The organism is Arthrobacter sp. cf158 (assembly GCF_900106835.1).
Taxonomy (GTDB): Bacteria; Actinomycetota; Actinomycetes; order Actinomycetales; family Micrococcaceae; genus Arthrobacter.
The window spans coordinates 324,182-340,675 of the sequence record NZ_FNNR01000004.1; the positions used below are offsets into that span (position 1 = coordinate 324,182).

The 16,494-nt window shown below is 61.9% G+C and carries 19 protein-coding genes; 17 read left to right on the forward strand and 2 right to left on the reverse strand.

Translation table 11 applies throughout. The annotated features are described in order from the left end of the window. Positions 1–19 precede the first annotated feature (19 nt). Positions 20–913, reverse strand: a complete 894-nt coding sequence (locus BLW08_RS10355; protein ID WP_091324898.1) for a LysR family transcriptional regulator — start codon at positions 911–913, stop codon at positions 20–22. A gap of 116 nt (positions 914–1,029) precedes the next feature. Between BLW08_RS10355 and BLW08_RS10360 the strand changes: the two genes are divergently transcribed. From BLW08_RS10360 to BLW08_RS10370, 3 genes are read left to right on the forward strand one after another with little or no spacing between them, the layout of a single operon-like run. Then, on the forward strand, positions 1,030–1,794 hold the full coding sequence (locus BLW08_RS10360) for an enoyl-CoA hydratase/isomerase family protein (RefSeq protein WP_091324900.1): 765 nt from the start codon (positions 1,030–1,032) through the stop codon (positions 1,792–1,794). A gap of 37 nt (positions 1,795–1,831) precedes the next feature. Further along, positions 1,832–3,427 carry an acetate--CoA ligase gene (locus BLW08_RS10365; RefSeq protein ID WP_091324902.1) on the forward strand — a complete coding sequence of 532 codons (1,596 nt, stop codon included), beginning with the start codon at positions 1,832–1,834 and terminating at the stop codon, positions 3,425–3,427. Next, the gene (locus BLW08_RS10370; RefSeq protein WP_090823232.1) at positions 3,424–4,746 is read left to right on the forward strand and encodes an MFS transporter; all 1,323 of its coding nucleotides are present in this window, start codon (positions 3,424–3,426) and stop codon (positions 4,744–4,746) included. The genes BLW08_RS10365 and BLW08_RS10370 overlap by 4 nt, the downstream gene beginning before the upstream one ends. A gap of 86 nt (positions 4,747–4,832) precedes the next feature. On the opposite strand, the gene BLW08_RS10375 is transcribed toward BLW08_RS10370, so the two are convergent. Then, positions 4,833–5,408 carry a hypothetical protein gene (locus BLW08_RS10375; protein WP_254779813.1) on the reverse strand — a complete coding sequence of 192 codons (576 nt, stop codon included), beginning with the start codon at positions 5,406–5,408 and terminating at the stop codon, positions 4,833–4,835. Between the two features lie 295 nt (positions 5,409–5,703). On the opposite strand from BLW08_RS10375, the gene mpaB reads away from it, so the two are divergent. The 14 genes from mpaB (at position 5,704) to BLW08_RS10425 (ending at position 16,492) form a co-directional block, all read left to right on the forward strand. Further along, entirely contained in the window at positions 5,704–6,726 is a 1,023-nt protein-coding gene (mpaB, locus tag BLW08_RS10380) for a daptide biosynthesis RiPP recognition protein (RefSeq protein ID WP_091325075.1), read from the forward strand. Then, positions 6,726–8,012 (forward strand): daptide-type RiPP biosynthesis aminotransferase, encoded by a 1,287-nt coding sequence (gene mpaD / locus BLW08_RS10385; RefSeq protein ID WP_091324904.1) that lies wholly within the window; start codon positions 6,726–6,728, stop codon positions 8,010–8,012. Before mpaB ends, mpaD begins: the two co-directional genes overlap by 1 nt. Next, complete coding sequence (mpaC, locus tag BLW08_RS10390; protein ID WP_091324906.1) at positions 8,009–9,229, forward strand: daptide-type RiPP biosynthesis dehydogenase; 1,221 nt, start codon at positions 8,009–8,011, stop codon at positions 9,227–9,229. The genes mpaD and mpaC overlap by 4 nt, the downstream gene beginning before the upstream one ends. Then, a complete protein-coding gene (locus BLW08_RS23820) occupies positions 9,226–9,369 on the forward strand; it encodes a daptide-type RiPP (protein WP_175538643.1) in 144 nt (47 codons plus the stop codon). Before mpaC ends, BLW08_RS23820 begins: the two co-directional genes overlap by 4 nt. 50 nt (positions 9,370–9,419) lie before the next feature. Then, the gene (locus BLW08_RS24265; RefSeq protein WP_256212758.1) at positions 9,420–9,545 is read left to right on the forward strand and encodes a daptide-type RiPP; all 126 of its coding nucleotides are present in this window, start codon (positions 9,420–9,422) and stop codon (positions 9,543–9,545) included. A 62-nt stretch (positions 9,546–9,607) separates the two neighbouring features. Next, a complete protein-coding gene (locus BLW08_RS23825) occupies positions 9,608–9,745 on the forward strand; it encodes a daptide-type RiPP (protein ID WP_166660325.1) in 138 nt (45 codons plus the stop codon). Positions 9,746–9,829: 84 nt separating this feature from the next. After that, the gene (gene mpaM, locus BLW08_RS10395) at positions 9,830–10,645 is read left to right on the forward strand and encodes a daptide-type RiPP biosynthesis methyltransferase (protein ID WP_091324908.1); all 816 of its coding nucleotides are present in this window, start codon (positions 9,830–9,832) and stop codon (positions 10,643–10,645) included. Further along, positions 10,642–11,835 (forward strand): YcaO-like family protein, encoded by a 1,194-nt coding sequence (locus tag BLW08_RS10400; protein WP_091325076.1) that lies wholly within the window; start codon positions 10,642–10,644, stop codon positions 11,833–11,835. Before mpaM ends, BLW08_RS10400 begins: the two co-directional genes overlap by 4 nt. Further along, a complete protein-coding gene (gene mpaP / locus BLW08_RS10405; RefSeq protein WP_091324909.1) occupies positions 11,832–13,514 on the forward strand; it encodes a daptide biosynthesis intramembrane metalloprotease in 1,683 nt (560 codons plus the stop codon). The genes BLW08_RS10400 and mpaP overlap by 4 nt, the downstream gene beginning before the upstream one ends. Further along, positions 13,511–14,221, forward strand: coding sequence for an ABC transporter ATP-binding protein (locus BLW08_RS10410; RefSeq protein WP_091324911.1), 711 nt, complete (start codon positions 13,511–13,513; stop codon positions 14,219–14,221). Before mpaP ends, BLW08_RS10410 begins: the two co-directional genes overlap by 4 nt. 44 nt (positions 14,222–14,265) lie before the next feature. Then, positions 14,266–14,991 carry a hypothetical protein gene (locus tag BLW08_RS10415; protein ID WP_091325077.1) on the forward strand — a complete coding sequence of 242 codons (726 nt, stop codon included), beginning with the start codon at positions 14,266–14,268 and terminating at the stop codon, positions 14,989–14,991. 1 nt (position 14,992) lies between these two features. Beyond that, a complete protein-coding gene (locus tag BLW08_RS10420; RefSeq protein ID WP_091324913.1) occupies positions 14,993–15,676 on the forward strand; it encodes a hypothetical protein in 684 nt (227 codons plus the stop codon). A 31-nt stretch (positions 15,677–15,707) separates the two neighbouring features. Then, on the forward strand, positions 15,708–15,893 hold the full coding sequence (locus BLW08_RS23830; RefSeq protein ID WP_175538644.1) for a SoxR reducing system RseC family protein: 186 nt from the start codon (positions 15,708–15,710) through the stop codon (positions 15,891–15,893). After that, positions 15,890–16,492, forward strand: coding sequence for an NUDIX hydrolase (locus BLW08_RS10425; protein ID WP_175538645.1), 603 nt, complete (start codon positions 15,890–15,892; stop codon positions 16,490–16,492). Before BLW08_RS23830 ends, BLW08_RS10425 begins: the two co-directional genes overlap by 4 nt. Positions 16,493–16,494: the final 2 nt, after the last annotated feature.

Consider the following 16,494-nt stretch of genomic DNA (forward strand, 5'->3'; position numbering starts at 1 on the left):
GCGACCAGGAGGCCAATAGTTACCCGTGCCCACCCGCTTCCAACCCCGCCCCGACTGCCGCAACAAACGCCTCCGTCTCAGCTGACCGTCGGCTCTTCAACCGCAACGCCGACGTCCGCCAAGCCAACGGATCGCCAACCAATGGCCGCCACACAATGCCCGAAGGCAACGGTGTCCACGGCTCCTCGTTGAAGTGCACTCCGCGTCCGGCCAAGATCAGCCCGTGCGTGAAGTGCTGGTTCCTTGCGTGCACAATCGCTGCAGGCAAGTACCCGGCGTCGCGGCACGTGTGCAGGAACGAGTCATACAAGGTGGGCGCCATGTGGCGCGGGAAGATGATCAACGGACTCCCGGCCAGATCGCCCAGCCGCACAGCCTCCAATGAAGCCAGCGGATGCGAAGCATTCAGCACCACCCCCAGCGCGCGCGAGAACAACGGTCCCGGTTCGAAACCTACGCTGCTCAAAGGGTGCCGAACCACCGCAACGTCCAGTTCGCCGTCGCGTAGTCGCTCAACCTGCTCAACGGTGGTGAGCTCGTGCAGGTTGAGTAGAACATCAGGGGCAAGCGAGCTGAACGAAGAAGCCATCGTGGACAGGGCAACCGGGTTCGTGTCCGGAGGTACCGCCACCTGCAGGATGCCCGAAGCGCCGGGCCGGATCCGCCGCATCGACTCCTGCGCCATGGCCACGTGATCCAGCACCCCACGCGCGTGCTCCAGCAGCAAAGCCCCGGCTTCGGACAGCTCCACGCCGGTGCGCCGACGATGAAACAGCAGGACGCCGAGCTCTTTTTCCAAGTCCTTGATGCGCTGTGAGAGTGGCGGCTGGGCCATGTGCAAACGCTGCGCCGCGCGCCCGAAATGCAGCTCCTCGGAGAGCACCACGAAGTATTTGAGATGGTGAAGGTCCATCGCGGAACCATATCAGTTTGGTATCAAGCCGAGTAGATATTGATGTTAGACGGGTCACATTCGCTGATGGTCAGATGGGAATCAAGAAGCCCCAACGAGCCAAAGGAAACTCCCCAATGTCCCAGGACGTCCTCTTCGAACAGACCGGCCCCACCGCCATCATCACCCTCAACCGCCCGGACAAGCTCAACGCCTGGACCGAGGCCATGCGCAGCGAACTCATCGACTATCTGGAAGGCCTCAAGGGCAACGACGAAGTCCGCACGGTCATCCTCACCGGCAGCGGCCGCGCGTTCTGCGCAGGACAGGACTTGGCCGAGACCGCGTCCATGAACCCCGAGGATCACGAGTCAGCGGAAGCCTGGATCGACGGTTTCGACCGCCTGTACCGGGCAGTCCGCAACCTGGACCAAATCACCATCGCCGCGGTCAACGGCGTCGCCGCCGGCTCCGGTTTCCAGTACTCACTTCTCGCGGACCTCCGCGTGGGCGATTCCAAAGTCCGCATGGGCCAGCCCGAAGTCCTCTCCGGCATCCCCAGCATCACCGGCATCTGGGCCATGTGGAGCATCCTCGGCAAGTCCAAGACCTCCCAATTCGTCCTTACCGGCGAGCTGGTGGATGCGGCCGAGGCCCAGCGCCTGGGCCTGCTTAATTACTTGGCGGACGACGGCGGCACGCTGGCTTACGCGAAGGACCTCGCCTCGCGCTTGAGCCTCCTTCCTCCGGGAGCGGTCCGTTTGACCAAAAACCGCCTGCGCAGCCTCGAAGACGACGACCTCACCGATGCCATGGCAGAAGCCAAGCGCGTCCACCGAGAGGCCTACGGCACCGGCGAACCGCAGCGCGAGATGGCCCGCTTCCTCGCCGGCCGCCGCTAAGCCGCCAACCCGCAAAGCAGAAGCAGGAGGCAGAACCATGACAACCACAGCAACCCATGACCGCTACATCGAACTGCGGAACAGCCACCGCTGGGAGGTGCCTGAGCTCTACAACATGGCCGTCGACGTCGCCGACCGGCACCCAAGGGAGAAGCGGGCACTCATCCTGGAGTCCACCGTCGAAGGTCAACGCGAGGTGAGCTGGGGCGAAATCCAGGACCGCTCCCGGCAGATCGCCGCCACCCTGCAAAAAGCCGGCATCAAGAAGGGCGACCGGGTCGCCGTCCTCCTCCCTCAGCGTTCCGACACTCCGGCTGCGTACCTCGGCGTGCTCCGGACCGGCGCCATCCTGGTGACGATGTCCCTGCTCTGGGCGGCTGAGCCGATCCGTTTCCGACTGGAGGACAGCGGTGCATCGGTGATCATCGCCGAGGAGTCCGCAAAGCACCTCTTCGGGGACTACGAAGGCACGTTCATTGACATCGACGGGCCGGCCATCAAGGAAGCGGACACCGAATTCGAGGACGTCGAAACCAAAGCCGACGACCCCGCCCTCATCTTCTACACCTCGGGCACCACGGGCCGGGCGAAGGGAATTGTCCACGCGCACCGGACGCTGCTTGGCCACAACGAGTTCGAGTACTGCCACAAGATCGGCGACGGCGACGTGTTTTACGGTGCGGGGGACTGGGCATGGTCGTTGGCCAAGCTCATGGGCCCGCTCCGGCTTGGTGCAACGCACTTGGTTTTCCGGCCCAGCGGCGGCTTCGACCCCGCAGCCCTGCTGGTCTCCATGAGCCGCCACCGCGTCACCAGCGCGCTGGTCAACCCGACGTTCCTGCGCAAAATGCGCGAAGACGTGCCCGACGCCGGTGCTCGCTTCCCGCTGTCCCTGCGGACAGTTTGCTCGTCCAATGAGCCGCTAACGCCGGACCTGATCACGTGGTTCGAGGGGCAGTACGGGGTTACGCTGCTGGATTACTACGGTTCCACCGAGTCTTACCCGCTGTTGGGGAACTACCCGGATGTGCCGGTGAAGCCCGGGTCCATGGGGCGTCCACTTCCTGGATGGGAAGTCCGCCTGCTGGACGAGAATGAGCAGGAAGTGGCCGTGGGCGAGACCGGCGAGATCTGCCTCCGGGCGCGCTCCAACCCCCAATTTCCCTTGGGATACTGGAACATGCCGGAGGCGTCCGCCACAGCGTTCGGGGGCGCCTGGTACCACACCAAGGACCAGGCCTACGCGGACGACGACGGTTATGTCTGGTTCCTGGGGAGGACCGACGACGTCATCAAAACCTCCGGATACCGGGTTGGACCCTACGAGCTGGAGGCAGTCATTCGCGAACTCGATCCCGTGCGGGACGTGTCAGTGACGGGTGTGCCCGACGAGCTCCGCGGCCAGTCCATCAAGGCCTGGATCGAACTGATGCCCGGTCACGCTGGGGGAGCGGAACTGAGCAAAACCATCGTGGCGCACGTGAAGGAGAACTTCTCCCGCTTCGCGTACCCGCGGTTCATTGAATACGTCTCCGCGTTGCCAAAATCGGCCACCGGAAAAGTCCAGCGGGCCCAGCTCCGCGAACTCCCACACGTTGTAGCCTCTCCCCGCCCCGAAGGACAACAATCATGAATACGATGACCCAGAAAGTTGCTGACACCGAGTCTTCCCCGCGACGGAGCCTTAAGCGCGTCGCCGCGGCAGCCGCCGTCGGAAATTTTGTTGAATGGTTCGACTCCGCGGCTTATGCGGTCATGTCCGTCACCATCGCCAAACTCTTCTTCCCGGATTACTCCACGACGGCGTCACTTCTGGCCGTGTGGGCGATCTTCGCCGGTGGCTTCATCGCCAGGCCGCTCGGGGCGGCTTTCTTTGGACGCTACGGTGACCGGATTGGGCGCAACAAGATGCTCGGCCTCTGCGTTCTGATCATGAGCGCGGCGACGTTCTGCATCGGTATCCTGCCGACTTTCGCGGTGATCGGCGTGTGGGCTCCGATCCTTCTGTTCCTGTTCCGTGCTGTTCAGGGCTTCACCACAGGTGGCGAGTACACAGGGTCATCGGCGTTCATTGTGGAGTACGCCCCGGAAGGCAAGCGGGCAACGTACGCCAGCATCATCCCGGCCACCGTGGGACTGGCTTCGGTTGCCGGTGCGTTGCTGGGTGCGGCCATCACGGCCACTTTGAGCCCTGCCGATTTGCAGGCCTGGGGCTGGCGGATTCCGTTCCTGCTCGCGGCGCCGCTGGGACTGATCGGCCTGTATATACGGTCAAAGGTTGACGACACCCCGGTGTTCCGTGGCCTGGAGAATAAGGGCGAAGTGGCCAAGCGGCCGTTGGGCGACGCCATCCGCATGTGTTCCCGCCAGATCTTCACACTCTTCGGTTACAGCATCACCAACGCGATCGCTTACTACCTGATGAGCAGCTACATGATCGCCTACATGACATCGAGCCTTGGATACTCTTCGGCAGAGTCAATGATCACGAGTGTGATCACCATGTTGGTGTACACAGGGGTTTGCCCGCTGGCTGCACGGGCAAGCGACCGCTTTGGACGCAAGCGGATGCTGTTGGTGGCCTGCGTTGGCTTCGTGGTGATGACCATCCCGGCCTTTTCCATCATGCCGCTGGGCCTCGGCTTCGCGATCCTGGGTACGAGCGTCCTGGGCGCCTTGGTAGCCGTGATCGGTACGTCCAACGTTCCGGCTTTGGTCGAGATGTTCCCGTCGTCGGTTCGGGCATCGGGCTCAGCGATCGGGTACACACTGGCCTACGTGCTGTTTGGTGGAACCGCTCCCTTCGTGGCCACCGGATTGGTAGCGGGCTTTGGTTCGCCGTTGGCCCCGGCCTTCTACCTGATGGGCATGGCACTGGTGTCCGCAGTTGTGGTGGTCCTGTTCTTCCGCGAGACAAAGGACCTGTCGCTGTCGCGGACCACGGTTCTGTAGAGGCGCTAGTTTGAAAGAGGTTGGGTAGGGCGCGTAGGTCAGCGCCCGATCCAACCTCTTTTGCACTGCCCGATGAACGTTGGGGCTTAGCCAAGTCCCAAAACAAACTCCTCAACCCGTGCGAACACTTCGGCTTGTGCCTGCTGGGAAGCCCTCCAATCGTTCGAGATCTGCAAAGAGTGGTCGGCTCCTGGCACCTCAAAGAACGTGCCTGCACTCTCAGTTTTGCGGCCTCCGTCCCAGAGCCCGTCCAATGAACCGCCGATAAACAGATCGTCTTTAGACGATGCATCGATGGTGATTCGCACGCTCCCATCTGTGAGCAAGGGTGTCAGCCAGATCCCAGGGATGCGAGCTTTTTCGGCCCAAGGAATGCACAAGGTGCTGAACGACTTGGCGACGATCAGCCGCTGATCGGCGTCGGGTACTTCAGCAAAAGCCTGCTCCGCGGCATTGGCCGCAAATTCATGAGGGGCTGCACCCGGCGAATCGTCAGGAGTCCACCGGACAGCCTGAACATGCCAGCCGAGGGATCCGAGCATTTCACCAATCCAGAAGAGGACTGGACCCTCCACTGGATATCCGGAACCGGGAAGCAGAACAGCGACTTTGGTTTTCTCCGGATGATCAGTGGAGGTGTTTGCCCAGGTGAAGGATTCCATAGAGGCATGCTAACGGGCGTTTGGGGTGCTTTCGTGGCAAGCCAATGGAATTGATGACCAACCTCGCTCCTGGCTCGAGGACGCAAAATAAGAGGTCCAAGCGCAACACCTAGGCATCCCATACCAGCACCTAGATTTCTCCAAATCACCCCTAATTTCGGCGCATTCGCCACCTAGTTTCATTTTTCCCGCCTGTGGCCCGCTTACCCGCCCATAGTGTCCTTCTCAGAACGAGCACCCGGAAACCTCCGGGCCCGCTCCGGAGAAACGTGAACAACTAATGGGGGTTGGGTCATTGAAGCTGAGTCAGCAACAGAGCATTGCCGCCGCCGTGGATCAATGGATCACCGGCATCCCCGGACGAATCCGGGACCACGTGATTTTTGTCGAGAATCCTGAGCACACGGACTACGCGAAGACGCTTGCCGGCGAGGACTCCTCCATCCTGGTCCTCAACGGGGACACCACCGACGGAGACATCGTCCCGGTTTCGGGAGCATTCGATGCTGCCGGAGAAGAACTCCTTGTGGACGGCTCCCTCAGCCTGGAGATCCAGGACTACGTAGCCATAGCATTCGTCAACCTGGTGGGGGTAACAGTTGTCAGAGTTACCACCAAAGAGGACTGGCAAGCGTTCTTTGATGACGCCGAGGAAGCCTGCCGCTCGGGGCACTTTGTACAGCAGCTCACCGAGGTCAACGCGGTGTTTGCTGAGCGTGGGCTTCTGGCAGGGGTCCTGACGGACAACCTCGTATTGACCCGGCTCCACATCACCTTTGACGGATCCATCCTCAGCGGACCTTATGGAACCAAGATCGGCAGGGTGGGTGACGTGCTGCCTGACTTGCGTCTCAGGTCAGTCACCCTCCGGCCCGAGTCCGCTGTTGCCTCGGTCTACTACCCCTGGGACATCTACGAATCACTGGCCGCAAAACCTTGGATCCCCCGATACGTGGCCGCTTTGGACACGTGGAAGTTCATTCCCCGCGAGGACCGTGCCACCACCACCTTGCTCGGTTTCGGAACCAGCCTTTACGGCGCGGCCCTCAGTGACGGCCTGCCGTCGGCGGATGCTCCGTTCATCCTCAAACGAGGAGATGAACTTACCCTCCTGGACACCAAGACAGGCCGGCTGTTCAAGATCGGCCCGGATGCCGCCGCCCTGATCGAGGCGGTTTCCAACCTCCGTGACGTCAAAATAGCTGCCATTGCGGCCGCCCCGGCCCTCAAAGTCTCCGTCGCGCTAGCCGAGGAATCTATACGCGCCGTGATGGCGCGGTTTGAACAGCTCGGTATCGACATCATCGGTGCACGCTGATGACCGTTGTCCCGATCCTGCCCACCCCCAGGACGCAGCTTCCACTCTGGGTACCCCTGGTCACCCAGCACGACTTCACAGCGTCGAGTCACACGGCGATCAGCGCCAATGGCGTTCACGTCGCTTTCGACGACGGTCAGCAGCGGATTTGTGCAAAGAGCGGCCTGTGGAACGCCAACCTTGGCTTCGGAAACCATCACATCGCAGATGCCATGGCCGCGGAGCTGCGTAGGGCGTCCTACCTTCCTCTTTTCCGCACGGCCCATCGCCAAGCCATCGCAGCCTCCCGGGCACTGTTGAGCCTTCCATCGCACTCCTTCCAGCGCGTGGTTTTCTCCACCTCCGGAGGCGCAGCTAACGATGCTGCAATGAAGCTGGCACGCCAGTACTTCGTCCTGAACGGGCAGCCCGAACGGAAGCTGGTGGTTGGCCTGAAGGGCAGTTACCACGGGCTCACATATGGAAGCCAAGCCCTGAGCGGAGACGAATTGGGTCAGGCCATGTATGGCGTTGACCAGCGCAATATCCGGCATGTCAGCTTTGACGACGGCGCAGAACTCACCCAGCTCATGGAACGCGAGGGTCACAGGATCGCAGCGGTGGTGGTGGAACCCGTTCTGGGCTCGGGCGCGGACGTGGTGCCGGATGCCTTCATTGAAGCTGTCATCAAGCACCGCGATCAGCACGGCTTCCTCTTGGTGGCCGACGAGGTTGCCACTGGATTCGGCAGGGTGAATGGCTGGTTTGCGTCTGACGAATGGACCCGACAGCCGGACGTCATCGTTACGTCCAAGGGACTGACCAACGGCACCAGCGCATGCGCGGCTCTGCTGATTGCGCAGCGGGTGACCGACGCTTTCGACCAACACGAGTCCGTCTTCGTTCACGGGGAAACGCAGGCAGGAACCCCGGTGACGTGCGCCGCCATCCTCAGCACCATCGAAGAGATGGAACGGCTGGACCACAACACCCTGACCAAGCAAGTGGCGGTGGGTTTGAGCACGCTCATCGAGGAGCTTCAAGGGACCCGCGGAGTAGGAAATTCCACAGGCCGTGGCTGTATGCGGGGAATCAAACTTCTGTCCAGCAACGGCACGACTCTCCCTTCACACCAGGTCCTTGCGGTGGTTCGGCGGATCCATCAGGCCGGAGCAATGGTGCAGCCGGGCCCCGGACGAATCCAACTCCTGCCAGCGCTCATCTATACCGAGGAGAACTTCGACGAACTGAGCACTGCGATCACATCCGGTCTGGCTGCAGCAGAACGTGACGGGGTGTTCGCATGATTGCCGACCACAACTGGAAGACCCGCTGCATCATTGTCAGTGCCGGAACAGCGGGCAAATACATTGGCGACGTGACCCGGGGACGAACCGGCGTGGTCGTGGACAGCCACCTCATGGATCACGGTGTGCAACTGCTGGCGGGCGACCTAAGGGGAGGGCCGGTCCTGGAGTTGAAGGCCGGACCTGTCACGGTGGAAATCCTCCGGAAGGTGGGCAGTTTCATCCGTGAGAACGGGCTTCAGACCGTTGCCGCTCTTGGAGGCGGCTCAGTACTGGACGCGGTAAAGCTCGCAGTTCTTTTCACAGCTGACCCAAGCCTGGCCATCTTCGTGGAGCGCCATGCCAAGCGCTCAGGCCTGTTGGTCCTGCCGCCCATTACGAGCCCGAAAGAACGGCCCAAAACCATTCTCCTGCCGTCCACCGTGGGGACCGGCGCTGAAGTCAGCGGTGTAGCGTGCCTGGACACCGCCGTCGGACGCCGCCTGATTGTCTCGCGTCACCTGGCAGGCGACACAGCGATGCTTGACGCCGGACACCTCGCCACGCTGCCCAGGCAGCTGCTTTTCGAAGGCCTGCTTGAGGCGCTGCTCAGAGTGGCGGGCACCATGATTGGCAGCGGTAGCAGCATTTTCGACGACGATGGTCACGTCCTCATCCAGCGGATGGTCCGCTTGGGGCAACGACTCACGCGCGATGATTCACCTGAGCTGAGGCTGGCCGCCGCCCGGCTCAGCATGGAGACACATACCGGCTGGGCACTGATGGGCCGCAACCCTTACGGGGCTAAGCACTGGTATGTGGCGAACGAGCTCGCCTACATCACTGGCGAGCGGAAGATGGCCGCAACGGTATCGTTGATCGGTCCCATCTGGCAGGAGATTGAGAATGGCTCCACCGGTTGGGGTGATCGCGAACGCCTCCACAGTCTCTGGTCCGCGGTGACACATGCGGATCCTGATCTTGACCCCAACCCGGTTCTGGGCGTCACCGAGCTGATGTGGCGGTGGGGCATTGCCGGGCTCCAGACGATCAGCGAGGAAACGGTGGTGCGGACCACTGCCGCCGCCGTCAGCAACTGGGGCGGGGTGCTTCCCATGCTCCGGGGCATTGACGCGGCACAAATCCACCACGTCCTCAACGCCGCCGCGGGAGGACAACCCATCTTGCCAAGCCCAACGGGCGAACTACTCGGCAGGGGAGAGGAGGTGAGCACATGAACAGCAACATCGCACTCAAGAGCCTGGACCTCCACATTCAGGAGCTGGAGCCCATGGATGTCCCGGACGACTGGGACGAACGAATCAAGGGCATTTCAGCAGGCCTGGCATTGGTGGGCATCGCCGTCGCCATCACCTGACCGTCAGCGTTGCCGCCACTCAAGAAGCAGTGAAGGGAGGTGAAAAGCGCATGCAAAATCAGCTCAATATCTCCATCCAGGAGATCGAGTCGATGGACACCCCGGATTTCCAGAACTGGTTCATCGGGGTCTCCCAGGGAGTCGCAATCGGCATCATCGCCGTCAGCATCACGTAAGGGCTGTCCACGCCCGCCGTCAAAATACACCGTCCAAACAACAGCAAAGAAAGGAGGAACCAATGATCGCAAACTCGAACCTGCAGCTGTCCATCGAAGAGCTGGAGAACCTCGACACCCCGGACGATACACCGTGGTACATCCGGGTTGGTGACGTCATCATCATCGCTGGCATCGTCGTCGGAATCGCCGCCACTTAGCCAGTGCACGCGGGTGGTGCCACAGTCCACCGCCACCCGCGTGTACCCCCGGAACCCAATCAATCTCCCGGAGAACACGAGCTGATGAATACTGCAACCGATAAGACCGCCGACGCCATTCTGCGGGTGCTGGGCCACGTAGATCCACCCGAGGATCTCTACAGCGTTTCAGGCTCCCGCCTCTACGACCAAGTCACCGCCAACGATCTCACTGAACTACCCGAGATCCTGACAGCGGCCCGCAAAACTGCCGGACCCATCCTGGAACTGGCCGCTGGATCCGGTCGGATCACGCGTCCCCTCCTTGCCCTGGGACGTCCCCTCACAGCGGTGGACTCGTCGCCTGAAATGCTCGCGCTGCTCAAAGTGAAGGTGGCAAGCAAAGCCTTCAACCCCCGCGGCGCTTCGGTGGAGTTGATGGAGGCTGACATGGCCAGCTTCGAGCTCGACGGCGGATACGGTTGCGTGGTTCTCGGTGCCAGTTCCATTACCCTCCTTGATCCGAAGGGCAGACGGGACCTGTTCCGCAAGGTGCGCGGCTGCTTGGCGCCCGGCGGCCAGTTCCTCCTGACGGTCCTCAACGCAGACAGCCACCAGGCGCACGACGACGACGGCGGCACCTCAGTAGCGGCGTTCGGTGAAGACTCGTTCCTGATCACCACCGAAAGCCGCGACCCCGCGAACGGTGCCCGGCACGTTACCATGATCCACGTCAGCTTCGGCGAAGGAGGCACATACCGGTCCTCGGCGTACAGCAGTGACATCGCTTTTGTTAGCAACAGCCTCATTGAAGAGGAAATCAAAACCGAGGGCCTCACCATCCTGGAACGCCGTCCGGTCCGCATCGCCACCCAAACCCCTGGCCTGAACGACGTTGAGCTGTGGGTGTGCGCGGCATGAGCCTCGATCCTGTGCGAACACTCGATCCCTCGCTGGGCCTGGTGTCCGAATCTTCTGTCTATCTACCCAACGAGGTTGGATTATGGCGAACGGTTGGCTTGCTGGCACATGGACAGGTCCCGCAGCCCGGGTTCGCCTCCGCCGTCGGGGCCTTTGACGTCAAGAAGCGCGCCTCCATCACACGGGGTGCGGGGGAAGCCGTGGAACGGTTTGCGTTGGCTCCGGTGCCCGCTGATTCCCAGCACCTTCTTGCCCGTGCGGAGAGTTTGGACAAAAGGATCGACTTTGCCACGGCAGGGCTGGGACGGGGATCGGCGCTCGCCTACGAATTTCCTTGGTACAGGGCCACGAACCTGCTGACGGGGAAGGTTTCCCACATACCGGCGCCTGTGGTGGACTACTGTCCCGGCCGCGCAGAACCGAAACCATGGGACGCCTTCTTCGATCCGTCACCGAATGGTGCGGCCTCCGGGCCCACTGAGAGCTTTGCCCAGGCCGCAGGCATCGCGGAAGTTTTGGAGCGGGACGCGTTCCTGTCAGCCTGGCGCCAACAGACACCGCTGCATCGTTTCGACGCGACTGCCCTTCCTGTACCTTTGCGGGCAACGTCGGAGGCGCAGAGCCTTTGCCTGCTCCTTGAAACGGCCAAGGCTGCCGGCGTCGATCCTGTTTTGGGCTTCATTCCCCCTGCTGGAAGCCCGCTGGTGACAGCTGTGTGCGTGATCGCCCATGACACCCACTTCGGGGCGGTAGGCCTCAAAGCGGCCAGCAACCCGGTATCCGCGTTGCTGGGAGCTCTTCAGGAAGGCCTCCAGATCCGTGAACTATTCCTTTCCCGCACACCGTCCGAGTCGGCTGGCTCGGCTGTGACGGACGACGATTCCCGCGCGGACTTCTGGACCACCACGCCAGCGATTGCCGGGCTGCGCGAGTGGGTGCGTTCCTTCCGTGACGCGGAGTTTCCCGACGTTCAAATGCCCCGCGACGTAGACGGCCTGGTGGAGTATCTGGCGGCAAGGGACATCCACACACACTGGGTGAGCCTCACCCACAGGCTTCCTCCGGCCATTCGGGACATGGGGTGGGTTGCCGGCAAGGCGATCTGTCCGGGCACCATTCCTCTGACAATGGACGAGACCAAAGGCGCCTTCCTCCCGGGTCACTCTTCCACGCCGCATCCCTTGATATGAGCAGGGTCAGAGGTTCCGTATCCACCAACGCCACGGCGGCGGCTTGGCCCGTGCAGCTTTCTCCGTCGGCGTCCATCGACCAGCCCCTGAAGGACGGCGGTCCGTGGATTGTTGCCGTCAACGGTGTGCCGAAAGCACGGGTCTCCGCCGACGTCGCGAGTGTCCTTACAACGGTTGACGGGCAGAAGGATCCCGTCCAGGTCGCCCACATCCTCGGATCGCCATGGACGGCACAGGACATCATGGGGATCGTCCGTCAGTTGGCGCACACCGGAATATTCGACGCCGGTGCGCGGCCAACCAGGATGCGCCGGGTTCAGTTCAGGGCGCCCTTGACGGTGCAGTTCACACTGTTCAACCCCGCTCCGATCCTGCAATTCCTCCGGCCCCTGGTTGCGGCCATGGCCCGGCCCGCCACGGCTGCCGTGGCTCTGTTGCTTCTGCTCGGCGGATTGGTGGGGGCGGTCATTGCCGGTCCCAGTATGTGGCGGGTCCTCTCAACGCCCCTGTCAGTGGAGGCGTACCTGTATGTGGTGGCGGCGATGTTCGTATCCACGCTCCTCCACGAACTTGGTCACGGCATGGCGCTCACTTACTTTGGCGGCACACCCCGCCGTGTGGGAATCATGCTGTTCTACCTTTCTCCCGCCTTCTTCTGCGATGTGACGGATGGGTGGCGGCTGGGCTCCAGAAAGCAACGGGTGCTGGTGGCCCTCGCAGGACCGTTGGTGCACGTTGGCCTTGGGAGTCTGGTTTTCGCTGCCCAAGCGCTGCTTCCGGAGTCATCGGTGAAGGACGCCGCTGTCCTCTATGCGGTTATTTGCTATGCCGTGGCAGTGCTTAACCTGTTCCCCTTCATCAAATTGGATGGCTACGTGGCTCTCATGTCTGCCATGGACATTCCCCACCTCCGGAAGAAATCGCTGGAGGCACTGTCAGAGGTGGTCAGCTTCCGGCTTCTCGGAACCCAAAGCACTTTCCGCAGCACCGGCTTTCTTCCGTGGTTTGGGCTGGCCAGCTTTGTTGCCGGAATTGCCTTCATGGTGGTCGGGTTCCAGCGGCTCTTGCCCATCTTTCTGCAGCTGGGCTATGCAGAGCATCTCATTGTCCTCGCTGTCCTTTGCCTGCTGATGGTGTTGGCATGCCGGGGAGTGCTCCGGTTCTTTCGGGCGGCCGCAGTAAATGGAAGTCCACTCTGGCGGCGAGCCCTTGTGGTGTCACTTGGGGTGGTGGCCGCCGCAGCGCTCTTGGCCGTCATTCCCGTGAAGCCGGTGACGGTGGCTGGCTACACCTATCAGAGCGGTCAATTGAAGATCGTGACGCCGGTCCAGGGCTCCAACGGGACCCTGTCATCCGGCGATCACGTCACGTTGCAGTCGCAGGGAATGATCATTCACGAGAATCTGGGCCGGGCCACCATCACTGGCCAGCCGCCGTCGAACTCCATGGCGCCCCTGGACACTCTGGTCCCCGTGGCGCTGGCGGGTGACAACCTGCCGTCCGTTGCCTTCGTTGCAGAGCTCGAATCAGGGACAAATCTCTCGTCCTCCGGGCGGGCGGAAGTGGCCAGTAAGCACCAGACAAGCCTGGGGGAGTGGCTCTGGACGTCGATCACCACGTCACCCCTATGGCCGGGTCAGGCCGGGCAATCCACAGATTCCACGAAAGGGCAGCCATGACTATTCACGCCAGCTTTGAGCGGTTCAGCAAGAAGAGGGGTGCCTATTTTGCCGTCGAAGAGCTGACCTTTGACGTGCCTGCGGGCCGGGTGGTGGGACTGATCGGCCCCAACGGTGCCGGGAAGAGCACTGCGCTCGCCGGTCTTACGGGTCTGGTGGAAGCGACGTCCGGCCGAGCATCGGTTTTTGGTGTCGACTACCGGTCCCTTAGGAGGCCGTCCAGAAAGGTGGGGGTGAACCTGGACGGAATGGACATTGAACCCGGGCTGACGGGACGCCGGCACTTGCAGATCCATCAACTCGCTGCCGGGGTCCACCGGGAGAACGTGGACCGGGTGCTGGTGCAGGTGGATCTTGCGCGCGAAGCAAACAAGAAGGTCCGGGACTACTCGCTGGGCATGCGGCAACGGCTGGGGATTGCCTCTGCGCTGGTGGGGAATCCCCAGTTGCTTGTCCTTGACGAGCCAGCCAATGGCCTGGACCCGGAAGGCATCCAGTGGCTGCGACGCTTCCTGCGCGAGTTTGCCGTTGCTGGTGGGAGCGCCCTGGTTTCAAGTCACCAACTGATGGAACTGGAGCAGGTGGCTGACCAGGTTGTCATCCTCAAGCAAAAGGTCCTGTTCCGCGGAACCCTCGCTGAGGCCAAAGCGCATGGTGGTGGCAGCCTTGAAGCCGCCTACTTCAAGATCCTGGCGGGCGCCCAGTGAAGAATCCTGGCTGGCACACAGTAACCAGAGGCGCCCTGGAGGAAGTGACAGGTGGAGTCCGTTCCGAGCTCCTCAGGTACGTCAGCGGGTACTCCACTCTGGGCATCGTGGCATTCAGCGCGGTGGTTCCCTGGTTCGTGGCCAACTTCCTGGGATGGCCCCATGACCCTGGCGTTCTGACGGCGGCGGACAACATCCGCATCTTTTGGTCGCTCTCAGCGAGCATCGCACCGGTGGCAGCATTTGCAGGGAGCTACTTGGTAACCAGGGAAGCGTATTACGGGACGCTTCGGCGCAGTGTAGTGACGTCCGGCATGGCCACTGTGATGGTCAGTAAATACATTGCCGCGCTGCTTGTGGGACTTGGAACTGTCATCACAGGAATCGGGGTGTGGGGCGCGAGCATCGCATTATCGCTGCCACCGGACGTGGCCTGGCAGCTCCTGGCACCCGAATCTCTTGGAAGATTGCCAGGGGTGCTACTGGCTTCGGTTCTCGCTTCACTTTGGGGTTGCTCGCTCGGCTGGGTATTTCAGCACTACTACGCGACGACGATCCTCACTTTGGTGATTCCGCTCGCCGTCGAACTGCCCTTGATGGTGAACGCTCCCGACCTGGCCCGATGGCTTCCGTCCGGCGCGTTGGCTGGCATCTCATCCGTGCCATTCGAGGGCCTTCTTGACCCTGCACCGGCTGTGTTCGTGTCTCTTGGTTGGCTGCTCGCAGCAGGCTGCGGTGCAGTGTGGTCCCTCCGCGGAAAGGAGCTTTAGCGTGGTGCCGGCTTTCCTGTCTGAACTGCGGCGCCCATGGCTGTGGAAGGGGTGGGCACTGGGAATCATCCTGGTTCTGGGCTTCATTGCCCTGCTGCTCCTTGCTGCCTGTCTTGAGGATGGGGTCTCGCTGGCAGGGCTCCAGGGTCCCTTGCTCGAAGCCGCTTTGACGCTCACGCTGACGGGGTCCGCAGTGGTGGGTTCGTTCGCATTTACTGCGGACTACCGCACCGGAGGCTTCAGACGGCGGGTCTTGCTGTTCCAGCGATGCCCGGCGTTCCTCGCCCGGGCAATCGCCACAACTCTGACGGGGTTCCTCAGCGGTCTCTTCATGGGCCTGATATTTGGCCTTGCCGTGCAGGTGCTGGATGAGGAATGGCACGTGCGCCCGCCCACTATCCTGGCCTTCGCCGGCCTCGCCTGGATGGGAGCAGGCTGGGGCTTCCTGTCCGGATCCCTCATCCGCAATCACCTGGTGAGCCTCTTCGCCGTGCCCCTTAGCCTGCTGCTTCCCGGAATGCTGATGGGGCCGCAGCTTCAGTACTTCCCAGTCCTGGCCAGCGACTGGGCAAACCAAACAGCTGTCAACATACCGGCCTTGGGCTCTTTCATGGGCGCTGTGGGCTGGCTTCTAGTAATCACAGCAGTAGCTTTCGGAGCTTTCCTGAAGCGCGATCTGGCCTGACAGTTCATCCATCTCATTAAGGAATACATTCGTGAATCGCAAACCACTGGTATGGCTGTTGCTGGCCTTGGTGCTGGCCGCCTATGCCGTCTCAATCTTCATCTCATCTTCAGGCCAATCTCCATGGTCCATGGTCTCTGGAATCATCGTCGCGGCTGCATCGTTGGTCATGGTGTGGAGATACAGCCGGGAGCTCAAGAACAACCGCCCATCTTGACCGAGCCGGACGAATTGTGGCGCAAACTGTGGAGTACCCGGGCCTACAAGGGCTTTGTCACCGTTAATAGGGACACGTATCTGGAAGCCGATGGCTCTGTCTCCGAATGGGACGTGATTGCCGGCCCTGACTCGGCCGCAGTCCTGGCCTTCACAGAGGGCGGCTCGGACGTCGTCCTGTTTGAGCAGTTTCGCGTAGGGCCGGGAAGGACGTTGCTGGAACTGCCTGGCGGGTACGTGAAATCCGGTGAAGCCCCCGGAGCTGCAGCCCAACGCGAGCTGGAAGAGGAAACAGGCTACGAATCGTCAGCTGTCTACTACGCAGGATCCGAGTGGTGGTCCGCCAACTCCTCCCGGCGTAAGCACTTGGCCATCGCAGCAGAAGCCCGCCTGGTTGGCGACCCATCGTGGGACGTCTCCGAGGCGGGCTTTGTGCGTCTCCTTCCGAGTGACGAACTGTTTGATTTCCTGATGAGTGGTGAGCTGACGGACGCGGGGCTGGCCTGCCGGGGGCTGCTCAAGTTCGCAGTCAGCACCCAGCAAGATGCTGGACTGGCCAAGCTGCAAGCGACGGTTCGCGGCCTCTTACCTGGCTACTGACG